Below are 16281 nucleotides of genomic sequence, written 5' to 3'. Positions count from 1 at the left end.
AGAAAATGGCCCCTTGCGGGGCCATTGCTGTGTCGAAGTTGCAGATCAGTCGCGCCGGATGATCACGGTGCGATCGTGATGGCGGTGGAAGGGCCGGACATAACGGTGAGGCCGGTACTCACGATGCATGCGGTATTCGGCGCGGGACCGATCCCAGCCGTGGTGGTAGTGATGGCCGCCACGCTTGATGACCACGGTCTCGGCATTGGCGATCGACGGTGCCGCGAGCGCGACGACCGCCAGGGAAGCGAGTGCGAGAGCGATTTTCTTCATGTTGTCCTCCAGAATGAAAGTGCGGGATCAACTTGAAGTGTGAAAGAACGTTCCGCAGGAACTTCCACGAAGTTGCTGAATGCACGTTCAGATTTGGTCTTCAAGCTCGCGGGCGAATCGCGGCGCCCCCTCGAGCCCGCCGCGTCAGTCGCATTTCCTGAGCGCTGGCGTCGGCTTGCCGTTGGCAACGAAGCGGCCGTCACGAATGGTGTAGCTGTCGTCCTCGCCGCGATTGAACACGGAGCGGATGTTGCCGTCGGCGGTCCGGGTGATCCCGTTCTCTCGCGTCTGGCGCGCTTTGGGCAGCACGATCGAGAGCACCAGCGTCTGGTCCGCCTCGACGCGTGCGCTCGCCACCTGGTTGACGTCGGACGGATCGTGGTCACGACGATAGATCAGGTGACGATCGTCAGTGACTTCGTAGGAGATGATGGCGCCGCGGCCCTTGACCGGCGGTGCGCTGCAGTCGGCGGCCCAGGTTCCGATCAGGCCCCAGGTCCGGGCGACCTCGACGGTGTCGTCGGCCCGGGCGGCAGACGCTGATGATGCGCAGAGGACGATTGCGATGAGAGGGCGGGAGATCGAAATCATGCGGTCTCGCGGGGATGACTGCCGTGACATCTTAATGCACTGCGTCAACGGCGCAACGACAGACCTGCGCCGAGATCGTTGGCACAAAGTCTCATTCTTTCCGGGCCGGCCTTGATGGCGAGGGGGACAAGGCGCATGCTCCCCGCAACTACAAACAAGCGTGGGGAGGCTGACCATGTCTGCGCTGTCGCGCCGCAAATTCCTGCTGTCGTCCGGAGCGGCCGCCATGGCCGCGCTATCGGGTCCCGCCGGCGCCGCGATGGGGCCGGCCGACAAGTTCGATCTGGTGATCAAGGGCGGCGACGTGATCGATCCCAGCCAGTCGCTCCGAGGCAGGCGCGACATCGGGATCCGCTGGGGCGTCGTCGAAGCGGTCGAGCCCGAGATACCGGCCGAGCGGGCGCTGCGGTCGATCGACGCCAACGGCCGGCTGGTGACGCCGGGCCTGATCGATCTCCACAGTCACGTCTACCCCTATGGTTCGGCGATCGGGATTCCCCCGGACGAACTGGTGCAATTCCAGGGCACCACGACGGTCGTCTCGGCCGGCGACGCCGGTGTGAACAATCTGGCGGCGCTGCGCCGCTTCATCACCGCCCAGTCGCGGGCACGCATCTACGCCTTCGTCCACATCGCCAACAACGGCCTGTCGGCGTTCCCGGTGGCCGAGCTCTACAACATCGACAACGCGCAGGTCGACGCCTGCGCCATGGCGCTGGCGGAGAACCCGGACTTCCTGCTCGGGGTCAAGGTGCGGATGTCGGAGAACGTGATCTTCAAGCACGGGATCGAGCCGCTGAAGCGTGCCATCAAGGCCTGCGAGCTGTGCGGCTGGCCGGCGCGGATGATGGTGCATATCGGTGGCGTCGAGACCGGCGAGCTGATGTCACAGATCCTGGACCTGCTGCGCCCCGGCGACATCCTGACCCATGCCTATTCCGGCGCGCCGAATATGGGCGGCGCCTTCACCAACATCGTCCAGGACGGCAAGCTGCTGCCCGCGGCGCTCGCCGCCAAGCAGCGCGGCGTGCTGTTCGATGTCGGCCACGGCGGCGGCAGCTTCGATTTCACCGTGGCCGAAGTCGCAATCCCCGGCGGCTGCGGCCCGGACACGATCTCCTCCGACATCCATGTGTTCTCCGGCAACAGTCCGGGCATGCCGTTCCTGCCCAACGTGATGGCGAAATTCATCGCGATGGGATTTTCGTTGGAGCAGGTGGTGAACATGGCCACCTCTGTGCCGGCCAAGATCATCAACCGTGCGCCGAAGATCGGCACTTTGCAGGTCGGCGCGCCGGCCGACGTTGCAATCATGGACCTGGTCGAGGGTCCCGTCAGCTTCGTCGATACCCGCGGCAACAAGCGCGACGGCAAGCTGCAGCTCAAGCCGGTGCAGACGGTGATCAATGGCGTGCCGTTCGGGCGGCCCTATCAGTCGCCCTTTTCGGTGCGGTGAGCGGCGCGCAAATCACTCGATCGCGCGCGTCCGCTCCACATTGGACGAGCGGAGCGGCACGCCGAACTCCTCCCGGCAGACGTCGGCGAGCACTGCGATGCCCTCGCGGATCTCCTGATGCGAGGGGCTGGCGAAGCACAGCCGCAGGCGGCTCCGCGCATGCGCGGCGTCGGTGGACCATTCCGGTCCCGGATTGATCGAGACGCCGCGTTTGAGCGCTGCCTGTGACAGCTTCATCGCGTCAACCTGGTCCGGCAGCTTGACCCAGAGGAAGATCCCGCCCTTGGGCGGCGCGAACTCGGCGGCGGTGCCGAACTCCGCGTTGAGCGCCTCGATCAGGGTGTCCAGCTTGGCGCGCAGGCCCCGCACCAACTGCGGCACGTGGGTCGCGAAATGCGGTCTGCAATATTCCGCAAGCACCATCTGTTCCAGCGCGCCCGAGCCGGCATCTGTCTTGAGGGACAGCAGCACCGACATGATCTCCCAGGGGGCGACCAGGAAGCCGACCCGTAGCGCGGGCGCGACCGATTTCGAGAACGAGCCGAGGTGGATCACGCCGCCATGATCGGACATGCCGTGGATCGCGCGGGGCCGCTTGCCGTCCCAGATCAGGTCGGCGTAGCAGTCGTCCTCGAACACCGGCACGCCATAGGCGCGCGACAGCCACAGCAGCTCGGCACGGCGGCTTTCCGGCATGATGGTGCCGGTCGGATTCTGCACCGTCGGAATGGTATAGATGTATTTCGGCCGGATGCCGCGGTCCTTGAGATCGGCCAGCACCGTCGCCAGCGCATCGGTTCGCATGCCGTCCTGGTCGAGCGGGATGCCGATGACCTTGACGCCCAGTCGTGCCAGCCGCGTCAGCGTGCCCTGGTAATTGTCCTGTTCGACCAGCACGGTGTCGCCGCGCGTGAGCAGCGCCTGGTTGACGAGGTCGAGGCCCTGCAGCGAGCCGGACAGGATCATGATGTCGTCGGCGCGCGCCGACATGCCCGCGTCCCGCGTCAGCTTGGCGGCAAGAAAGTCCCGCAGCGGTCGGTAGCCTTGAGGCCCGTGCGCGAGGCCGTAGGTGGCGAGCGCGCGTCCCTCGCGGGCGAGCACGGCGTCGGCGGCCGCGCGCAAGCCCTCCACGGGCACGGCATCGGCGTCGTTGTTGCCGCCGACGAAGCTGTATTTTGCGAGTCCCGTCCAGCGCGCGGCGGGTGCGGGCAGGCCGGGGCTGAGGAGGGGTGCAAAATCGAATGCGGCCATGAGGCGCGGCTCCCTTGTTCTCGATTTGAGGCGACTTTAAACAGATACCAGGGCGCTTGTCCTGGCAGGGCAGGTCCTTTTCCCGGGGAAGGCGACCTTCGAGCGGCGGTTCCGCCGCTCTGGCGCGCGCCTGCGATCCCGGCTAAAGCAGCCCGGAAAAGCAGCGAGACTTGCAATGGCCGACTCGATCCAGGAAGTTCTGTACGCCTTCGCCAAGGGCGAGATGGTCGTCGTGACCGATGACGACGACCGCGAGGGCGAGGGCGATCTCATCGTCGCCGCCTCGCTCTGCACGCCCGACAAGATGGCGTTCATCATTCGCCATACCTCCGGCATCGTCTGCGCGCCGATCACCGCCGACGACGCGCGGCGGCTGCGGCTCGACCCGATGGTCGCGCACAATGATTCCAACCACACCACGGCCTTCACCGTTTCGATCGACTACAAGCCGGACGGTGGCACCGGAATCTCGGCCGAAGAGCGCGCCTCCTGCTGTCGTGCGCTCGCCAACCCGAATGCCGGTGCCGCTGATTTCGCGCGCCCCGGCCATATCTTCCCGTTGATCGCGCGTGACGGCGGCGTGCTGCTGCGCTCCGGCCACACCGAGGCGGCGGTCGATCTCTGCAAGCTCGCGGGGCTGCCGCCGGTCGGCGTCATCTCTGAGTTGATGAACGATGACGGCACGGTCATGAAGGGCGAGCAGGTCGTTCGTTTCGCCGCGGCCCACAATCTCAAGCATGTCACCATCGCCGATCTCATCTCCTACCGGCAGGCGCGCGAGAAGCTGATCGAGCGGGTATCGACTTTCACGACCGACAGCCCGATCGGGCCGCTGCAGGGCTTCGCCTACCGCTCGCCGTTCGATCCGATCACCCACGCCGCGTTCGTCTACAACGGCATCGGCGACGGCAAGAACGTGCTGACGCGGCTGCACAAGCCCAACATCGTGAAGGATCTGATCGCGGGCCCGCAGCGTATCCAGGCGGTGCTGCAGCACTTCAAGCAGGCCGGTCGCGGCGTGCTGATCTATCTGCGCGACGGCGCGGCCGGCGTTCCCGTCGAGCCGGTCGAAGAGCCGCATACCGCGGAGGCCGATCGCCATCGGCAGTGGCGCGAGGTCGGCGTCGGTGCGCAGATCCTGCGTGATCTCGGCGTGACCTCGATCCGGAACCTGACGTCGTCAGCGCATGACTACAAGGGCCTGTCGGGTTTCGGCATCGAGATCGTCGCCAACGAGCGGCTTGAAGGCTGAACTTCCAGGATTTAACCTCTAGACTGCTGCGACCCGTGCGCAGCGAGACGCGAAAGGACCATTCATGAGCGCGCGCCCTCAGGCAAAGGACAAGCCGGCCCAGTCGAGCTTCCAGTGGGACGATCCCTTCCTGCTGGACGAGCAGTTGACCGAGGACGAGCGCATGGTGCGTGACACCGCGCGCGCCTATGCCCAGGACAAGCTGCTGCCGCGCGTGACCAAGGCCTATCTCGACGAGAAGACCGATCGCGAGATCTTCAACGAGATGGGCGAGCTCGGCCTGATCGGCATCACCTTGCCGGAGGAATATGGCTGCGCCAATGCGAGCTACGTCGCCTATGGCCTCGTGGCACGCGAGATCGAGCGCGTCGATTCCGGCTACCGCTCGATGAACTCGGTGCAGTCCTCGCTGGTGATGTATCCGATCTACGCCTATGGCGACGAGAGCCAGCGCAAGAAGTACCTGCCGAAGCTCGCCAGCGGCGAATGGGTCGGCTGTTTCGGCCTCACCGAGCCGGATGCCGGCTCCGATCCGGCCGGCATGAAGACCCGCGCCGAGAAGGTCGCCGACGGCTACCGCCTGACCGGCAGCAAGATGTGGATCTCGAACGCGCCGATCGCCGACGTGTTCGTGGTGTGGGCGAAGTCGGCCGCGCATGACAACCAGATCCGTGGCTTCATCCTCGAGAAGGGCATGAAGGGCCTGTCGGCGCCGAAGATCGGCGGCAAGCTCTCGTTGCGTGCCTCGATCACCGGCGAGGTCGTGATGGACGGCGTGGTGGTGCCGGAGAGCGCGCTGCTGCCCAACGTGTCCGGCCTGAAAGGGCCGTTCGGCTGCCTCAATCGCGCCCGCTACGGCATCTCCTGGGGCGTGCTCGGCGCCGCCGAGGACTGCATGCATCGCGCCCGCCAGTACACGCTCGACCGCAAGCAGTTCGGCCGTCCGCTGGCCGCCACGCAACTGGTGCAGAAGAAGCTTGCGGACATGGAGACGGAGATCGCGCTTGGCCTGCAGGCAAGCTTGCGCGTCGGCCGGCTGATGGACGAGGGCAAGATGGCCCCGGAGATGATCTCGATCGTCAAGCGCAACAATTGCGGCAAGGCGCTCGACATCGCCCGCGTCGCGCGCGACATGCACGGCGGCAACGGCATTTCGATCGAGTATCAGGTGATGCGCCACGTCGCCAACCTCGAGACGGTCAATACCTACGAGGGCACGCACGACGTCCACGCGCTGATCCTCGGCCGCGCCATCACCGGCATCCAGGCGTTCTTCTAGTCAGGCGTTCTTCTAATTCGCCTGGTCGATCTTGGGGACGGGCCCTGAGTCCTCAACTGTCATCGTCCGCGCAAGCGGACGATCCAGTATGCCGAGACGAGAGTGATCAGCCGATACGCCAGGGCGTACCGGATGCCCCGCCTGCGCGGGGCATGACGCCGGAGGAAGCGGGCCATTCAAGCGCCCGCGCAGAGTTAAGGGCAGCAGATGGTCGAGGAAGACGTCCCATTCAACCGCAACTTCCCGCTTGCAGCTGGAGTCGTCGAGGAGGTGCGTCCGGGCATTCGCCGCGTCCTCTGCAACAATCCGAGCCCGTTCACCTTCACCGGTACCGTCAGCTACATCGTGGGCACCGGTAACGTCGCGATCATCGATCCGGGTCCGGACAACGAGGCCCATGCGCAGGCGCTGCTCGATGCCGTCAGAGGCGAGACCGTCACGCACATCCTGGTGACGCACACCCACCGCGATCACTCGCCGAACACCGGCCGGCTCAAGGCCGCGACCGGCGCCACCGTCTATGCCGAGGGCCCGCATCGCGCGTCGCGGCCGCGCTACGAGAGCGAGAAGCACAGCCCGGAATCCGGCGTCGATCGGGACTTCGCGCCCGATGTCACCGTTGTCGATGGTGACGTGATCGAGGGGCAGGGCTGGCAGCTCGAGGCGCTGGCGACACCCGGTCATACCGCCAACCATCTCGCCTTCGCCTGGGGCGCGCGTAGCACCACCTTCGTCGGCGATCACGTGATGGGCTGGGCCACCTCGATCGTGGCGCCGCCCGACGGTTCGATGGTCGACTACATGGCTTCGCTGGAGCGGCTCGCCGCGCGGCCCGAGGAGCTGTATTTCTCAGGCCACGGACCGGAAATTCCGGAGGGACCGCGCTACACGCGCTTCCTGATGCGCCATCGCCAGGCGCGCGAAGCCTCGATCCTGCATCGCCTCGCCAAGGGCGAGGCCGACATCCCGACCATGGTGCGCGCGATCTATATCGGCATCGATCCGCGGCTCACCACGGCGGCCGGCTATTCCGTGCTGGCGCATCTGGAAGACCTCGTCGCCCGCGGCGTGGTCGCGACGGAAGGCGATCCGGTGATCGGCGGGACGTATCGGCTGGTATAGCGAACAGGGAGGAGCGAATAGCAAGCAGGGCAAGAGCGCGAGCGGGGACCGATTTCATTCCCTATTCGCTCCTCCCTCTTCGCAATTCGCCTCTCACTTCTTCACCGTCTTCGCATTCCCCTTCGCTGCCATGGGCGGCGGCGTCACCTTCTTCACCGGCTTCTGCGCCTCGGCCTCGCCGGCGCTGGAGAGATCCTCGATCAGCTTGGTCACGCGCGCGGCGTTGCTGCCGATATCTGACTCGAAATAGCGCGAGGCGGAGCGGACGTCGACGCGGGAATCCTCGCCGTCGGGCTGGATCCGGATCGAGATGTCCTCGCGAAAGCCCATGATCGGCGTGCGTGCGACCGCCTCGATGCGGCCGACGCGGCGCGGCGGCTGCGGCGCGCGCTCGTCGACCACGAACCATTTGCGCCGGTTGACCAGCTTCAGCGCGATCGCATAGGCACGATCGGGCGGCAGCTCGATCTGCACCGGCTCGATGTCCGGATAGAATTTCTGCTGCTGCTCGGCTGAATACAGCCCGGCATACACGGCCGTGTTGGTGCCGTCGCCGTTGCGCAGCGGCGCCAAGGCCTCGAAGCGCGGCGGATCGATCGGGTCGGTGGTGATGTCGTAGATCTTCGGCAGCTTGCGGTACTGGAGCGCGAGGTAGGCCGGATAGGCCAGCACCACGGCATCGATCATGAAGGCGAGCAGGATCCGGCTCATGCCGCGGCTGCCGTTGCGCCAGATCGCGACGAAGGCCGCGAGCCCGAGCAGGATCGACAGGACGGCAAGCCCCAGCGCTCCGAAGAACGTCGCCAGCGCCGGCTTCATCTCCAGAAAATCGAAGCGCAGGATCAGGATCGAGACCAGCACGGCGACGACCGAGAACACCGCCAGATTGCGGGTCCAGGTCGCGAGGCTGGAGATGGGCTCCGACAGATAGGGGGCGTGAAACCTGCGTGCCATCGTGTCAGGAACTGCCGGGTTGGGCCGCTGCCTGCGTTGCGCCGGGCGGCCGGGTCATCCGTGTGAGACCACGCGGAGGGGCTAAATTCAAGAGGGGTCTGGCCCGGAGAGGGCGGTTGATCCGTCGACTGTGTCAGACGCTTGGGGTGGGGCGCGCGCGCAAGGCCGTCAGCATCAACAGGATGGTTGCGACGGAGAATGCCGCGCCGGTCGCGAACGTCGCCTGCGACCCATAGGCTTGCCACAGCCATCCCGCCAGCAGGCTCGCGACCAGCAGCGCAGCGCCGGTCACAAGGTTGAACAGGCCGAACGCGGTGCCGCGCAGGTCCTGCGGGGCGGTATCGGCGACCATTGCCGACAGCAGCCCCTGCGACAGCCCGAGGTAGAAGCCCCACAGCGCGACGCCGATCGCGGTGCCGATCAGGCCGGGCACGAAGGCCAGCGTCAGGTCGGCGGCTGTCAGCACCACGAGGCCGCAGGTCAGCACGTTGTTGCGGCCGATGCGGTCGGAGAGGATGCCGGCCGGCATGGCGACGCCGGCATAGATCAGGTTCATCAGCACGTAGACCAACGGGATGAGGGAGAGAGCGAGGCCGTCGGCCTGCGCCTTGAGCACCAGGAACGCCTCGCTGAAGCGGGCCAACGCGAACACCGCGCCGATGGCGACCACGATCCAATAGGCTGATGGCAGCCGTCGCAGTTCGCGCGTATGGACCGGCCAGCCGGGGTGCGGCGCAGGCGCTGTCTCCACCGGCTCGCGCACGCCGAACAGGATCAGCAGCACGGCGAGCGCGGCCGGCAGCGCCGACCACCAGAACACCGCCCGGAAGTCGTTGGCATAGAGCGCCATCAGCGCCACCGCGAGGAGGGGACCGGCAAAGGCGCCGATCGTGTCGAGCGCCTGGCGCAAGCCGTAGCTCGCGCCGCGGATGCCTTCCGGCGTGACGTCGGCGATCAGTGCGTCGCGCGGCGCCTCGCGGATGCCCTTGCCGATGCGGTCGACGAAGCGCGCGGCGAGGATCTGCCAGGATGTGCCGGCGAGCGGAAACACTGGCTTGGTCAGGGCCGCCAGCCCATAGCCGATTGCGACCAGCAGCTTGCGCTTGCCGATGCGGTCGGACAGTGCGCCGGAGAATACCTTGGTGATTGCGGCGGTCGCCTCGGACACGCCTTCGATCAGGCCGATCGTCACCGTGGACGCGCCGACCACGGTCGCGAGGAAGATCGGCAGCAGCGCGTGGATCAGCTCCGAGGAGATGTCCATCAGCAGCGACACCAGCCCGAGCGTCAGCACCGTCGACGGTACGTCGCGCCATGTCGTGGAAGCCGGGACGCGCGCTCTTGAACCCATGCCCCTCTTCTAGATGCGGCCGTGCCTGCCGTCTTGCGCCACGTCAAAGCCGCAGCGGCACAAACGCCACGGCCCCGCCGAAAGGGAGGGGCCGCGGCTTCCTTGGTCAGGCTGCGCCGATGCTCAGTGGCCATGCACCAGCGGGCAGGCCGAGTCGGCGAGCTTGCCGAACGCCTCCTCGCCCGACATCGTCTGGATCAGCTTGTAGTAGTCCCAGGGGTACTTCGACTCCTCCGGCTTCTTGACCTGCATGATGTACATCTCGTGCTCCATCAGGCCGTCGGCGCGGATCTTGCCGTTCGACGTGAACATGTCGTCGATCTTCATCTTGCGCAGCTGGTCCATGACCTTGTCGGAGTCGGTGGTGCCGGCCGCCTTCACGGCATTGAGGTAGGTCGTCGTCGCCGAGTAGTAGGCGGCCTGGTTCATGGTCGGCTCGCGCTTGGTCTTTTCGAAGTAGCGCTTGGCGAAGGCGCGGGTCTTGTCGTTGAGGTCCCAATACCAGCCGGTGGTGAGATAGAGACCCTGCGCGGTCTTCAGGCCGAGACTGTGGATGTCGCTGACGAAGGCGAGCAGCGCCGCCGGCTTCATCGTCTTGGCGATGCCGAATTCATCCGCGGCCTTGATCGAGTTCGTGAAGTCGTTGCCGGCATTGGCGAGGCCCAGAACCTGCGCGCCCGAGCCCTGCGCCTGCAGCAGATAGCTGGAGAAATCCGAGGTCGAGAGCGGCACGCGGACCGCTCCGACCACCTTGCCGCCATTGGCCTCGACCACCTTGGACGCGGCCTCCTGCAACTGGGTGCCGAAGGCGTAGTCGGCGGTCAGGAAGAACCAGCTCTTGCCGCCCTGGCTGACCATGGTCTTGGCGGTGCCGTTGGCGAGCGAGGTCGTATCGTAGGCGTAGTGGACGGTGTAGGGCGTGCAGTCCTTGCCCGTCAGCGAGGCGCCGGCGGCACCGATCGCAATGAACGGTATTTTCTTCTCCTTGGCGGCGGTGGCCATCGCGAGGCTGACCCCCGTGTTGGAGCCGCCGAGGATCATGGTGACGCCGTCGCGATCGGCCCACTCGCGCAATTTCTGGGCGCCGACGTCCGGCTTGTTCTGATGATCGCTCTCCATGAACTCGATCTTGTTGCCGAGCACGCTGCCGCCGAAATCCTCGATCGCCATCTTTGCAGCCTCGACGCCGCCCGGCCCGATCACGTCGGCATAGAGCCCGGACATGTCGTCGATGTCGCCGATCACGACCTTGTTGCCGGCGGCGTGAGCGGCCGTGGCGACCAGTGATGCTCCCAGCAGCCAGGGCAGCAGGCGGATTGATTTTCGCATGGTGGCGTTCCCTCGTTTTTTATGGTGCCGGACCTTAGGAACCCGCCCATGGGCTTCCTATTCGCCTTTGGTCGAGGCGAGGGCGATGGAACTTTTTGCGCGGAACGCAAACGGCCCCCGCGGGGGCGCAGGGGCCGTGAGTCTCGCGCGGAACGGGAGTTGTTGCTAAGCTGCGGCGTTGGGGAAGCGGTAGCTCTTGAACTGGTCGCGCAGCGCGGTCTTCAGGATCTTGCCCGTTGCCGTGTGCGGAATGCCGTCGACGAAGGCGACGTCATCGGGCATCCACCATTTGGCGATCTTGCCCTCCATGTATTTCAGGATGTCCTCGCGCGTCGTCGTCTGGCCGGGCTTCAATTGCACGATCAGCAGCGGGCGCTCATCCCATTTTGGATGATAGACGCCGATGACGGCAGCCTCGGCGATCGCGGGATGGCCGACCGCGAGATTCTCCAGGTCGATCGAGGAGATCCATTCGCCGCCGGACTTGATGACGTCCTTGGAGCGGTCGGTGATGCGCATGTAGCCATGCTCGTCGACGGTTGCGACGTCGCCGGTGTCGAAGAAGCCTTCATCGTCGAGGATGTTGCTGTCGACCTTGTAGTAGGCCTTCGACACCGCGGGCCCGGACACCTTGAGCCGGCCGAAGGTCTTGCCGTCCCACGGCAACTCGGTGCCGGCATCGTCGGTGATCTTCATCTCGACGCCGAACGGCGGGAAGCCCTGGGTCTGCAGCACGTCGAGCTTGGCGTCGCCGTCGGCGGCGAGGAACGGCGGCTTCAGGGTAGCGAGCGTGCCGATCGGGCTCATCTCGGTCATGCCCCAGGCATGGCGCACGCCGATACCCATGTCGAGGAAGGCCTGGATCATCGAGCGCGGCATTGCCGAGCCGCCGCACACCACCATCTTCAGATGCGGCAGTTTGAGGTTATGCGCCTGCATGTGCTGCAGCAGCATCAGCCACACCGTCGGCACGCCGGCGGTGTAGGTCACCTTCTCGGTGTCGAGCAGCTCGTAGACGGACGCGCCGTCGAGCTTGGGGCCGGGCATCACCAGCTTGGTGCCCATCGACGGAGCGGAGAAGGCAATGCCCCAGCTGTTGGCATGGAACAGCGGAACCACCGGAAGCATTGTGTCTGCTGCGGACGTACCGAGTGAATCCCGGCTATTGGCCATCAACGCATGCAGCACGTTGGACCGATGCGAATACAGCACACCTTTCGGATCGCCCGTGGTGCCGGACGTGTAGCACATCGCGGCTGCGGTGTTCTCGTCGAAGGTGCCCCAGGCGAAGTCGCCGTCGGCCTCGCCGATCCACGATTCGTAGGCGACGGCGTTCTTGAGCGTCGTCTGCGGCATGTGCGCGGCGTCGGTCAGCACGATGTAGCGCTCGACGCTCGGCAGCTTGTCGGCGAGCTTCTCGAGGATTGGCACGAACGTCAGATCGGTGATGACGATGCGGTCCTGGGCATGGTTGATGATCCAGCCGATCTGCTCGGGAAACAGGCGCGGATTGACCGTGTGACAGATCGCGCCGATTCCCATGATGCCGTACCAGACCTCGAGATGACGGCCGGTATTCCAGGCGATCGTGGCGACGCGGTCGCCCAGCTTGATGCCGTCGCGCGTCAGCTTCTGCGAGACCTTGAGAGCGCGGTCGCGGATCTGCCGATAGGTGGTGCGAACGATGGGGCCCTCGACCGAGCGGGTCACGACCTCCTGGGAGCCGTGGATTGTCGCCGCATGCTCGATGATCCGGTGACAAAGCAGGGGCCAGTCTTGCATCAAACCAAGCATCAGGTCGTTCCTCCGGTATTCGCTTGCAGCGAGGGTCTTTTGGTCTCTTTGGTCAATTTTAGCGCGCGCCGCACCCGACGCAAATGGGCTTGTGATGGCCACGACGTCGCGCCGGGCGTGATGGTTAGCGCTGTGGCCGTGGCGATCGCATTGAGCTGGCTCATGGCGGCGCCGGCGGCGGCCGCGAAATCGGCGCACCGCAGCCCGCCCACGGCCGCCGAGCCCGCAGCGAAGCTGGCCGACGGTGTTGCCAAGGTGCCGCTTCCGCAGCCACGGCCTGCCGATGCGCCGGCGCGGGAGGCGGCCAAGGGGGAGGATGCCGCTCCGCGCGACGCGGCCAGCGCCGGTGCAAAGGTGGATGCCCAAGCCCCGCCGCCGCCTTCGGCCTGCAGGCTGGCCCTGACCGAAGAGGTCGCGATCGCGCCGTCGATTCCGCCGATCAAGGGGCCCGGCGGCTGCGGCGGCGAGGACCTGGTGCGGCTGGAGGCGGTGGTGCTGCCTGACAAGCGCAGGGTGGCGCTGACGCCCGCGGCGACCATGCGTTGTCCGATGGCGACCGCGGTCGTCAACTGGGTGCGCAACGATGTGGCGCCGCTGGCCGAACGGCTCGGCAGCGCGGTCACTGCGCTCGACAATTTCGATTCCTATCAGTGCCGCGGCCGCAACAATGTCAGCGGCGCGCAGCTATCGGAGCACGGCCGTGCCAATGCGCTGGACGTCCACGGCTTCAAGCTGGCCGACGGCCGCATGATCGATCTCACCGACCGAAATCAGCCGCGCGATTTGCGCGAGTCCGTGCTGCACGCGGTCTGCACCCATTTCTCCACGGTGCTCGGCCCCGATTCGGATTGGTACCACGAGGACCACATTCATCTCGACCTGATCGAACGCCGCAACAACTACCGCATCTGCCAATGGGACGTGCTCGACCCGCTGCCGAAGGTCGCGCCCCTGATGCCCGCCGCCAGGCCCGACGACGCGCCGTCACGCGAGACCGCGCAGGCTGGCACCGAAAATGTCCGGAAGACCGCGAGCACCGACGCCGAACACAACAACAGCGGTCGCGCCGGTGCCGACGAGAAGGCCGAGCCGCCGGCCACAGCGCAGAGCCCTTCTGCTGACGACCGCTCCGGACGGGCCGATACGGAAGCGCAGCCTCCGGCCGCAAAGCCCGCCGGAACGGTCCGCAATCGGCAGACCGCGTCGAAGTCTGCGCCTGAACAGCAAAAGTCCGGACGCGTCGCCGCAGAGACGCGCGCGCCGACCGTAGCGTCCGACAAGGCACGGAATACAGCCGGGCGGGACCAGCGCGCCCTGAACAGCTCAAGTGGGGAACGGGCTTCGCCATCGAAGCCGGCTCCACGGAAGCGCCATCACGGCCGGCGTGGCTGGGATCCGTTCCGCGGATTGTTCTAGCCCCAAACAAAAAGGCGCCGGGTGACCGGCAGCCTTGGAAAGGCTGCTAAACGCGCTTCTCGGCTTTTGAATATCGTACCGGCTTCAGCCGGGGCTCACTGCATCGCAGCGAAGGTGCCGCCGCCCTGCAGCGCCATCTGCGGCTTGTAGGGCGAATCACCCTTCTTCGGATCCAGCACCACGACGATGGTGCCGACCTTCACGCGGTTATAGAGATCGATCGCGTCCTCGTTCGTCAGGCGAATGCAGCCCGAGGAGATCGAGGCGCCGATATATTCCGGCTGGTTGGTGCCGTGGATGCGGAACAGCGTGTCCTTGCCGTTGGCATAGAGGTACATCGCGCGCGAGCCCATCGGATTGTCGGGACCCGGAGCGACGAAGGTCGGAACGCCCAGGCGCTCGATCTCGCCCTTGGTCGGATGCCAAGCCGGCCATTCGGTCATGGCGCCGACCTTCGCGATGCCCGACCACGCCATCGCCTCTTCGCCGACGGTGATGCCGTAGCGAATCGCCTTGCCGCCATCGAGGACGTAATAGAGGTAGTGGCTGTCGGAATCGACGACGATCGAGCCCGGGGCTTCCTTGCGGTGATACTCGACGATCGCGCGCCGATAGGGCTCGGCCACCGGCGTGTTGGTGTAGCGGATCTTCGCGAGAAGCTCCTTGTCCTTCGGCTTGAAGGCCTGCGTGTTGGTCGCCTCGTACGTCGTGGCCTGCATGCAGCCCGACAGCATCAGGCCGGCGGCCAGGAGTCCGAGTTTCACCTTCAGCGACATGTCACCAATTCCAATTGACAGCTGACGTTGCAATGGTACGGCCGCGCTACTGCAGCGCGATTCCACATGTCCCATTATCGTCAAAATCGTTCTCAATTCCAGCCGATACACGCACAGGTCACGCTGCAGCGCCGCGATTGTTGCTTTTTTGCCGCAAAAATGCGGGCAGTCATCCACAGCTGTGCTCCGAATGGCACGATCGTCTCTCTCCCGGGGGCGTTGCCCTTGAGACCATGGCCTTCGCGAGAAAGCCCATGGACCGGGCCGGCAAGCTGCGTCACAAGGCGGCAGCATCCCGCCGCTAAGTCCCCGAAAATTCACGTTTCGCGATTCGGAGTTTTGTCCATGTTCTCGGTGTTCGTTCCGTCCGAAGCCGCGCTGAAGAAGCTGGCGATCACCGATCCCGCGGCTCTGCCCGACAATGCGGTCTGGGTCGACCTCGTGAACCCGAGCAGCGCCGAGGACCGGGCCGTGGAAAAGCTGGCCGGGATCGCGGTGCCGACCCGCGAGGACATGCAGGAGATCGAGATCTCGAGCCGTCTCTACATCGAGAACGGGGCCCGCTACATGACGGCCACGCTGATGTGTCACTCGGACTCCGATATGCCGAGGACCACGGCAGTCACCTTCATCCTGGCGGGCCACCGCCTGGTGACGGTGCGTTACGACCAGCCGCGCCCGTTCGCGGTGGTGGAGGCCAAGCTCGCCCGCAACTGTGCGCCCGGGATCACCGGCGAGATGGTGCTGATGGAGCTGCTCGACGCCGTGATCGACCGCTGCGCCGACATTCTCGAGAAGGTCGGGGCTGATATCGATCAGGTCAGCCACGAGATCTTCGAGCCGAACAATGAGCGTCACGGACACGCCAAGCAATATTCGCAGATCCTGATCGCGATCGGGCGCAAGGGCGACCTGACCTCGAAGGTGCGTGAGAGCCTGGTGTCGATCGGCCGCCTCGTCACCTTCCTGTCTGCGGTGGTCGAAGGCGTGAAGTGGTCGAAGGACATGCGCGAGCAGCTCAAGACCATGCAGCGCGACGTCGCCTCGCTGACCGACCACGCGTCCTACCTCGCGAGCAAGATCACCTTCGTGCTGGATGCGATGCTCGGCGTCGTCAACCTCGAGCAGAACAACATCATCAAGCTGTTCTCGGTGATGGCGGTGGTCCTGATGCCGCCGACCTTGATCGCATCGATCTACGGCATGAACTTCAAGATGATGCCGGAGCTCGAATGGGTGCACGGCTATCCGATGGCGTTGGTGCTGATGCTGATCTGTGCGATCGTGCCGTACTACATCTTCAAATTGAAGAAGTGGCTGTAGCGCAGCCGAGCTGGAATCGCCGGCCGCCCCAGGCCGCTCGCCCGCGCGAAGGCTGCGGCAAAGCGCCATCCGCAGCGCCTCATTCGTGCCCCGTTGTTAGCTGCGTGGGCGACA

The 16281-nt window shown here is 65.6% G+C and carries 13 protein-coding genes and 1 pseudogene; 6 read left to right on the top strand and 8 right to left on the bottom strand.

Annotated features, from left to right (window positions below; translation table 11 throughout):
* Nucleotides 1-45: 45 nt before the first annotated feature.
* Entirely contained in the window at nt 46-273 is a 228-nt protein-coding gene (locus tag ACQR1H_RS32140; protein ID WP_315802292.1) for a hypothetical protein, read from the bottom strand.
* Nucleotides 274-417: 144 nt separating this feature from the next.
* Entirely contained in the window at nt 418-864 is a 447-nt protein-coding gene (locus ACQR1H_RS32135; RefSeq protein ID WP_315802293.1) for a hypothetical protein, read from the bottom strand.
* Between the two features lie 175 nt (nt 865-1039).
* Here ACQR1H_RS32135 and ACQR1H_RS32130 point away from each other — a divergent pair, with 175 nt between their 5' ends.
* Nucleotides 1040-2320: an amidohydrolase family protein gene (locus ACQR1H_RS32130; protein ID WP_434908737.1), complete on the top strand. Its 1281-nt coding sequence runs from the start codon at nt 1040-1042 to the stop codon at nt 2318-2320.
* Between the two features lie 12 nt (nt 2321-2332).
* On the opposite strand, the gene ACQR1H_RS32125 is transcribed toward ACQR1H_RS32130, so the two are convergent.
* Nucleotides 2333-3571, bottom strand: coding sequence for a PLP-dependent aminotransferase family protein (locus ACQR1H_RS32125; protein ID WP_434908736.1), 1239 nt, complete (start codon nt 3569-3571; stop codon nt 2333-2335).
* 175 nt (nt 3572-3746) lie between these two features.
* Here ACQR1H_RS32125 and ribB point away from each other — a divergent pair, with 175 nt between their 5' ends.
* From ribB to ACQR1H_RS32110, 3 genes are all read left to right on the top strand, one after another.
* Nucleotides 3747-4823: a 3,4-dihydroxy-2-butanone-4-phosphate synthase gene (ribB, locus tag ACQR1H_RS32120; protein ID WP_315740903.1), complete on the top strand. Its 1077-nt coding sequence runs from the start codon at nt 3747-3749 to the stop codon at nt 4821-4823.
* Between the two features lie 64 nt (nt 4824-4887).
* Nucleotides 4888-6102 (top strand): acyl-CoA dehydrogenase, encoded by a 1215-nt coding sequence (locus ACQR1H_RS32115; RefSeq protein ID WP_315802297.1) that lies wholly within the window; start codon nt 4888-4890, stop codon nt 6100-6102.
* Between the two features lie 207 nt (nt 6103-6309).
* Nucleotides 6310-7224: an MBL fold metallo-hydrolase gene (locus ACQR1H_RS32110; protein ID WP_434908735.1), complete on the top strand. Its 915-nt coding sequence runs from the start codon at nt 6310-6312 to the stop codon at nt 7222-7224.
* A 93-nt stretch (nt 7225-7317) separates the two neighbouring features.
* Here the strand turns inward: ACQR1H_RS32110 and ACQR1H_RS32105 are convergent, their stop codons facing one another.
* The 4 genes from ACQR1H_RS32105 to ACQR1H_RS32090 form a co-directional block, all read right to left on the bottom strand.
* Entirely contained in the window at nt 7318-8178 is an 861-nt protein-coding gene (locus ACQR1H_RS32105; RefSeq protein WP_315802299.1) for a DUF1499 domain-containing protein, read from the bottom strand.
* Nucleotides 8179-8311: 133 nt separating this feature from the next.
* Nucleotides 8312-9529, bottom strand: coding sequence for an MFS transporter (locus ACQR1H_RS32100; protein ID WP_434839805.1), 1218 nt, complete (start codon nt 9527-9529; stop codon nt 8312-8314).
* Nucleotides 9530-9652: 123 nt separating this feature from the next.
* The gene (locus tag ACQR1H_RS32095; RefSeq protein WP_316218401.1) at nt 9653-10858 is read right to left on the bottom strand and encodes an ABC transporter substrate-binding protein; all 1206 of its coding nucleotides are present in this window, start codon (nt 10856-10858) and stop codon (nt 9653-9655) included.
* Nucleotides 10859-11023: 165 nt separating this feature from the next.
* Complete coding sequence (locus tag ACQR1H_RS32090) at nt 11024-12652, bottom strand: fatty-acid--CoA ligase (protein WP_316238309.1); 1629 nt, start codon at nt 12650-12652, stop codon at nt 11024-11026.
* 120 nt (nt 12653-12772) lie between these two features.
* On the opposite strand from ACQR1H_RS32090, the pseudogene ACQR1H_RS32085 reads away from it, so the two are divergent.
* Nucleotides 12773-13855, top strand: a pseudogene (locus ACQR1H_RS32085) (extensin family protein); the annotation flags it as partial.
* A 308-nt stretch (nt 13856-14163) separates the two neighbouring features.
* On the opposite strand, the gene ACQR1H_RS32080 reads toward ACQR1H_RS32085, so the two are convergent.
* Complete coding sequence (locus ACQR1H_RS32080) at nt 14164-14844, bottom strand: L,D-transpeptidase (RefSeq protein WP_315802304.1); 681 nt, start codon at nt 14842-14844, stop codon at nt 14164-14166.
* Between the two features lie 345 nt (nt 14845-15189).
* On the opposite strand from ACQR1H_RS32080, the gene ACQR1H_RS32075 reads away from it, so the two are divergent.
* The gene (locus ACQR1H_RS32075; RefSeq protein ID WP_315802305.1) at nt 15190-16167 is read left to right on the top strand and encodes a magnesium transporter CorA family protein; all 978 of its coding nucleotides are present in this window, start codon (nt 15190-15192) and stop codon (nt 16165-16167) included.
* Nucleotides 16168-16281 lie beyond the last annotated feature (114 nt).

It is taken from the genome of Bradyrhizobium sp. HKCCYLRH2015 (assembly GCF_051168215.1).
Lineage (GTDB): Bacteria > Pseudomonadota > Alphaproteobacteria > Rhizobiales > Xanthobacteraceae > Bradyrhizobium.
The sequence above is the reverse complement of the archived record's forward strand: the minus strand, read 5'-3'. Positions and strand labels throughout refer to the sequence as shown.

What these genes read in the sequence shown, in the direction of transcription:
- ACQR1H_RS32140 (WP_315802292.1), bottom strand. Translation starts at nt 273, where the DNA reads ATGAAGAAAATCGCTCTCGCACTCGCTTCCCTGGCGGTCGTCGCGCTC.
- ACQR1H_RS32135 (WP_315802293.1), bottom strand. Translation starts at nt 864, where the DNA reads ATGATTTCGATCTCCCGCCCTCTCATCGCAATCGTCCTCTGCGCATCA.
- ACQR1H_RS32130 (WP_434908737.1), top strand. Translation starts at nt 1,040, where the DNA reads ATGTCTGCGCTGTCGCGCCGCAAATTCCTGCTGTCGTCCGGAGCGGCC.
- ACQR1H_RS32125 (WP_434908736.1), bottom strand. Translation starts at nt 3,571, where the DNA reads ATGGCCGCATTCGATTTTGCACCCCTCCTCAGCCCCGGCCTGCCCGCA.
- ribB (WP_315740903.1), top strand. Translation starts at nt 3,747, where the DNA reads ATGGCCGACTCGATCCAGGAAGTTCTGTACGCCTTCGCCAAGGGCGAG.
- ACQR1H_RS32115 (WP_315802297.1), top strand. Translation starts at nt 4,888, where the DNA reads ATGAGCGCGCGCCCTCAGGCAAAGGACAAGCCGGCCCAGTCGAGCTTC.
- ACQR1H_RS32110 (WP_434908735.1), top strand. Translation starts at nt 6,310, where the DNA reads ATGGTCGAGGAAGACGTCCCATTCAACCGCAACTTCCCGCTTGCAGCT.
- ACQR1H_RS32105 (WP_315802299.1), bottom strand. Translation starts at nt 8,178, where the DNA reads ATGGCACGCAGGTTTCACGCCCCCTATCTGTCGGAGCCCATCTCCAGC.
- ACQR1H_RS32100 (WP_434839805.1), bottom strand. Translation starts at nt 9,529, where the DNA reads ATGGGTTCAAGAGCGCGCGTCCCGGCTTCCACGACATGGCGCGACGTA.
- ACQR1H_RS32095 (WP_316218401.1), bottom strand. Translation starts at nt 10,858, where the DNA reads ATGCGAAAATCAATCCGCCTGCTGCCCTGGCTGCTGGGAGCATCACTG.
- ACQR1H_RS32090 (WP_316238309.1), bottom strand. Translation starts at nt 12,652, where the DNA reads ATGCTTGGTTTGATGCAAGACTGGCCCCTGCTTTGTCACCGGATCATC.
- ACQR1H_RS32080 (WP_315802304.1), bottom strand. Translation starts at nt 14,844, where the DNA reads ATGTCGCTGAAGGTGAAACTCGGACTCCTGGCCGCCGGCCTGATGCTG.
- ACQR1H_RS32075 (WP_315802305.1), top strand. Translation starts at nt 15,190, where the DNA reads ATGTTCTCGGTGTTCGTTCCGTCCGAAGCCGCGCTGAAGAAGCTGGCG.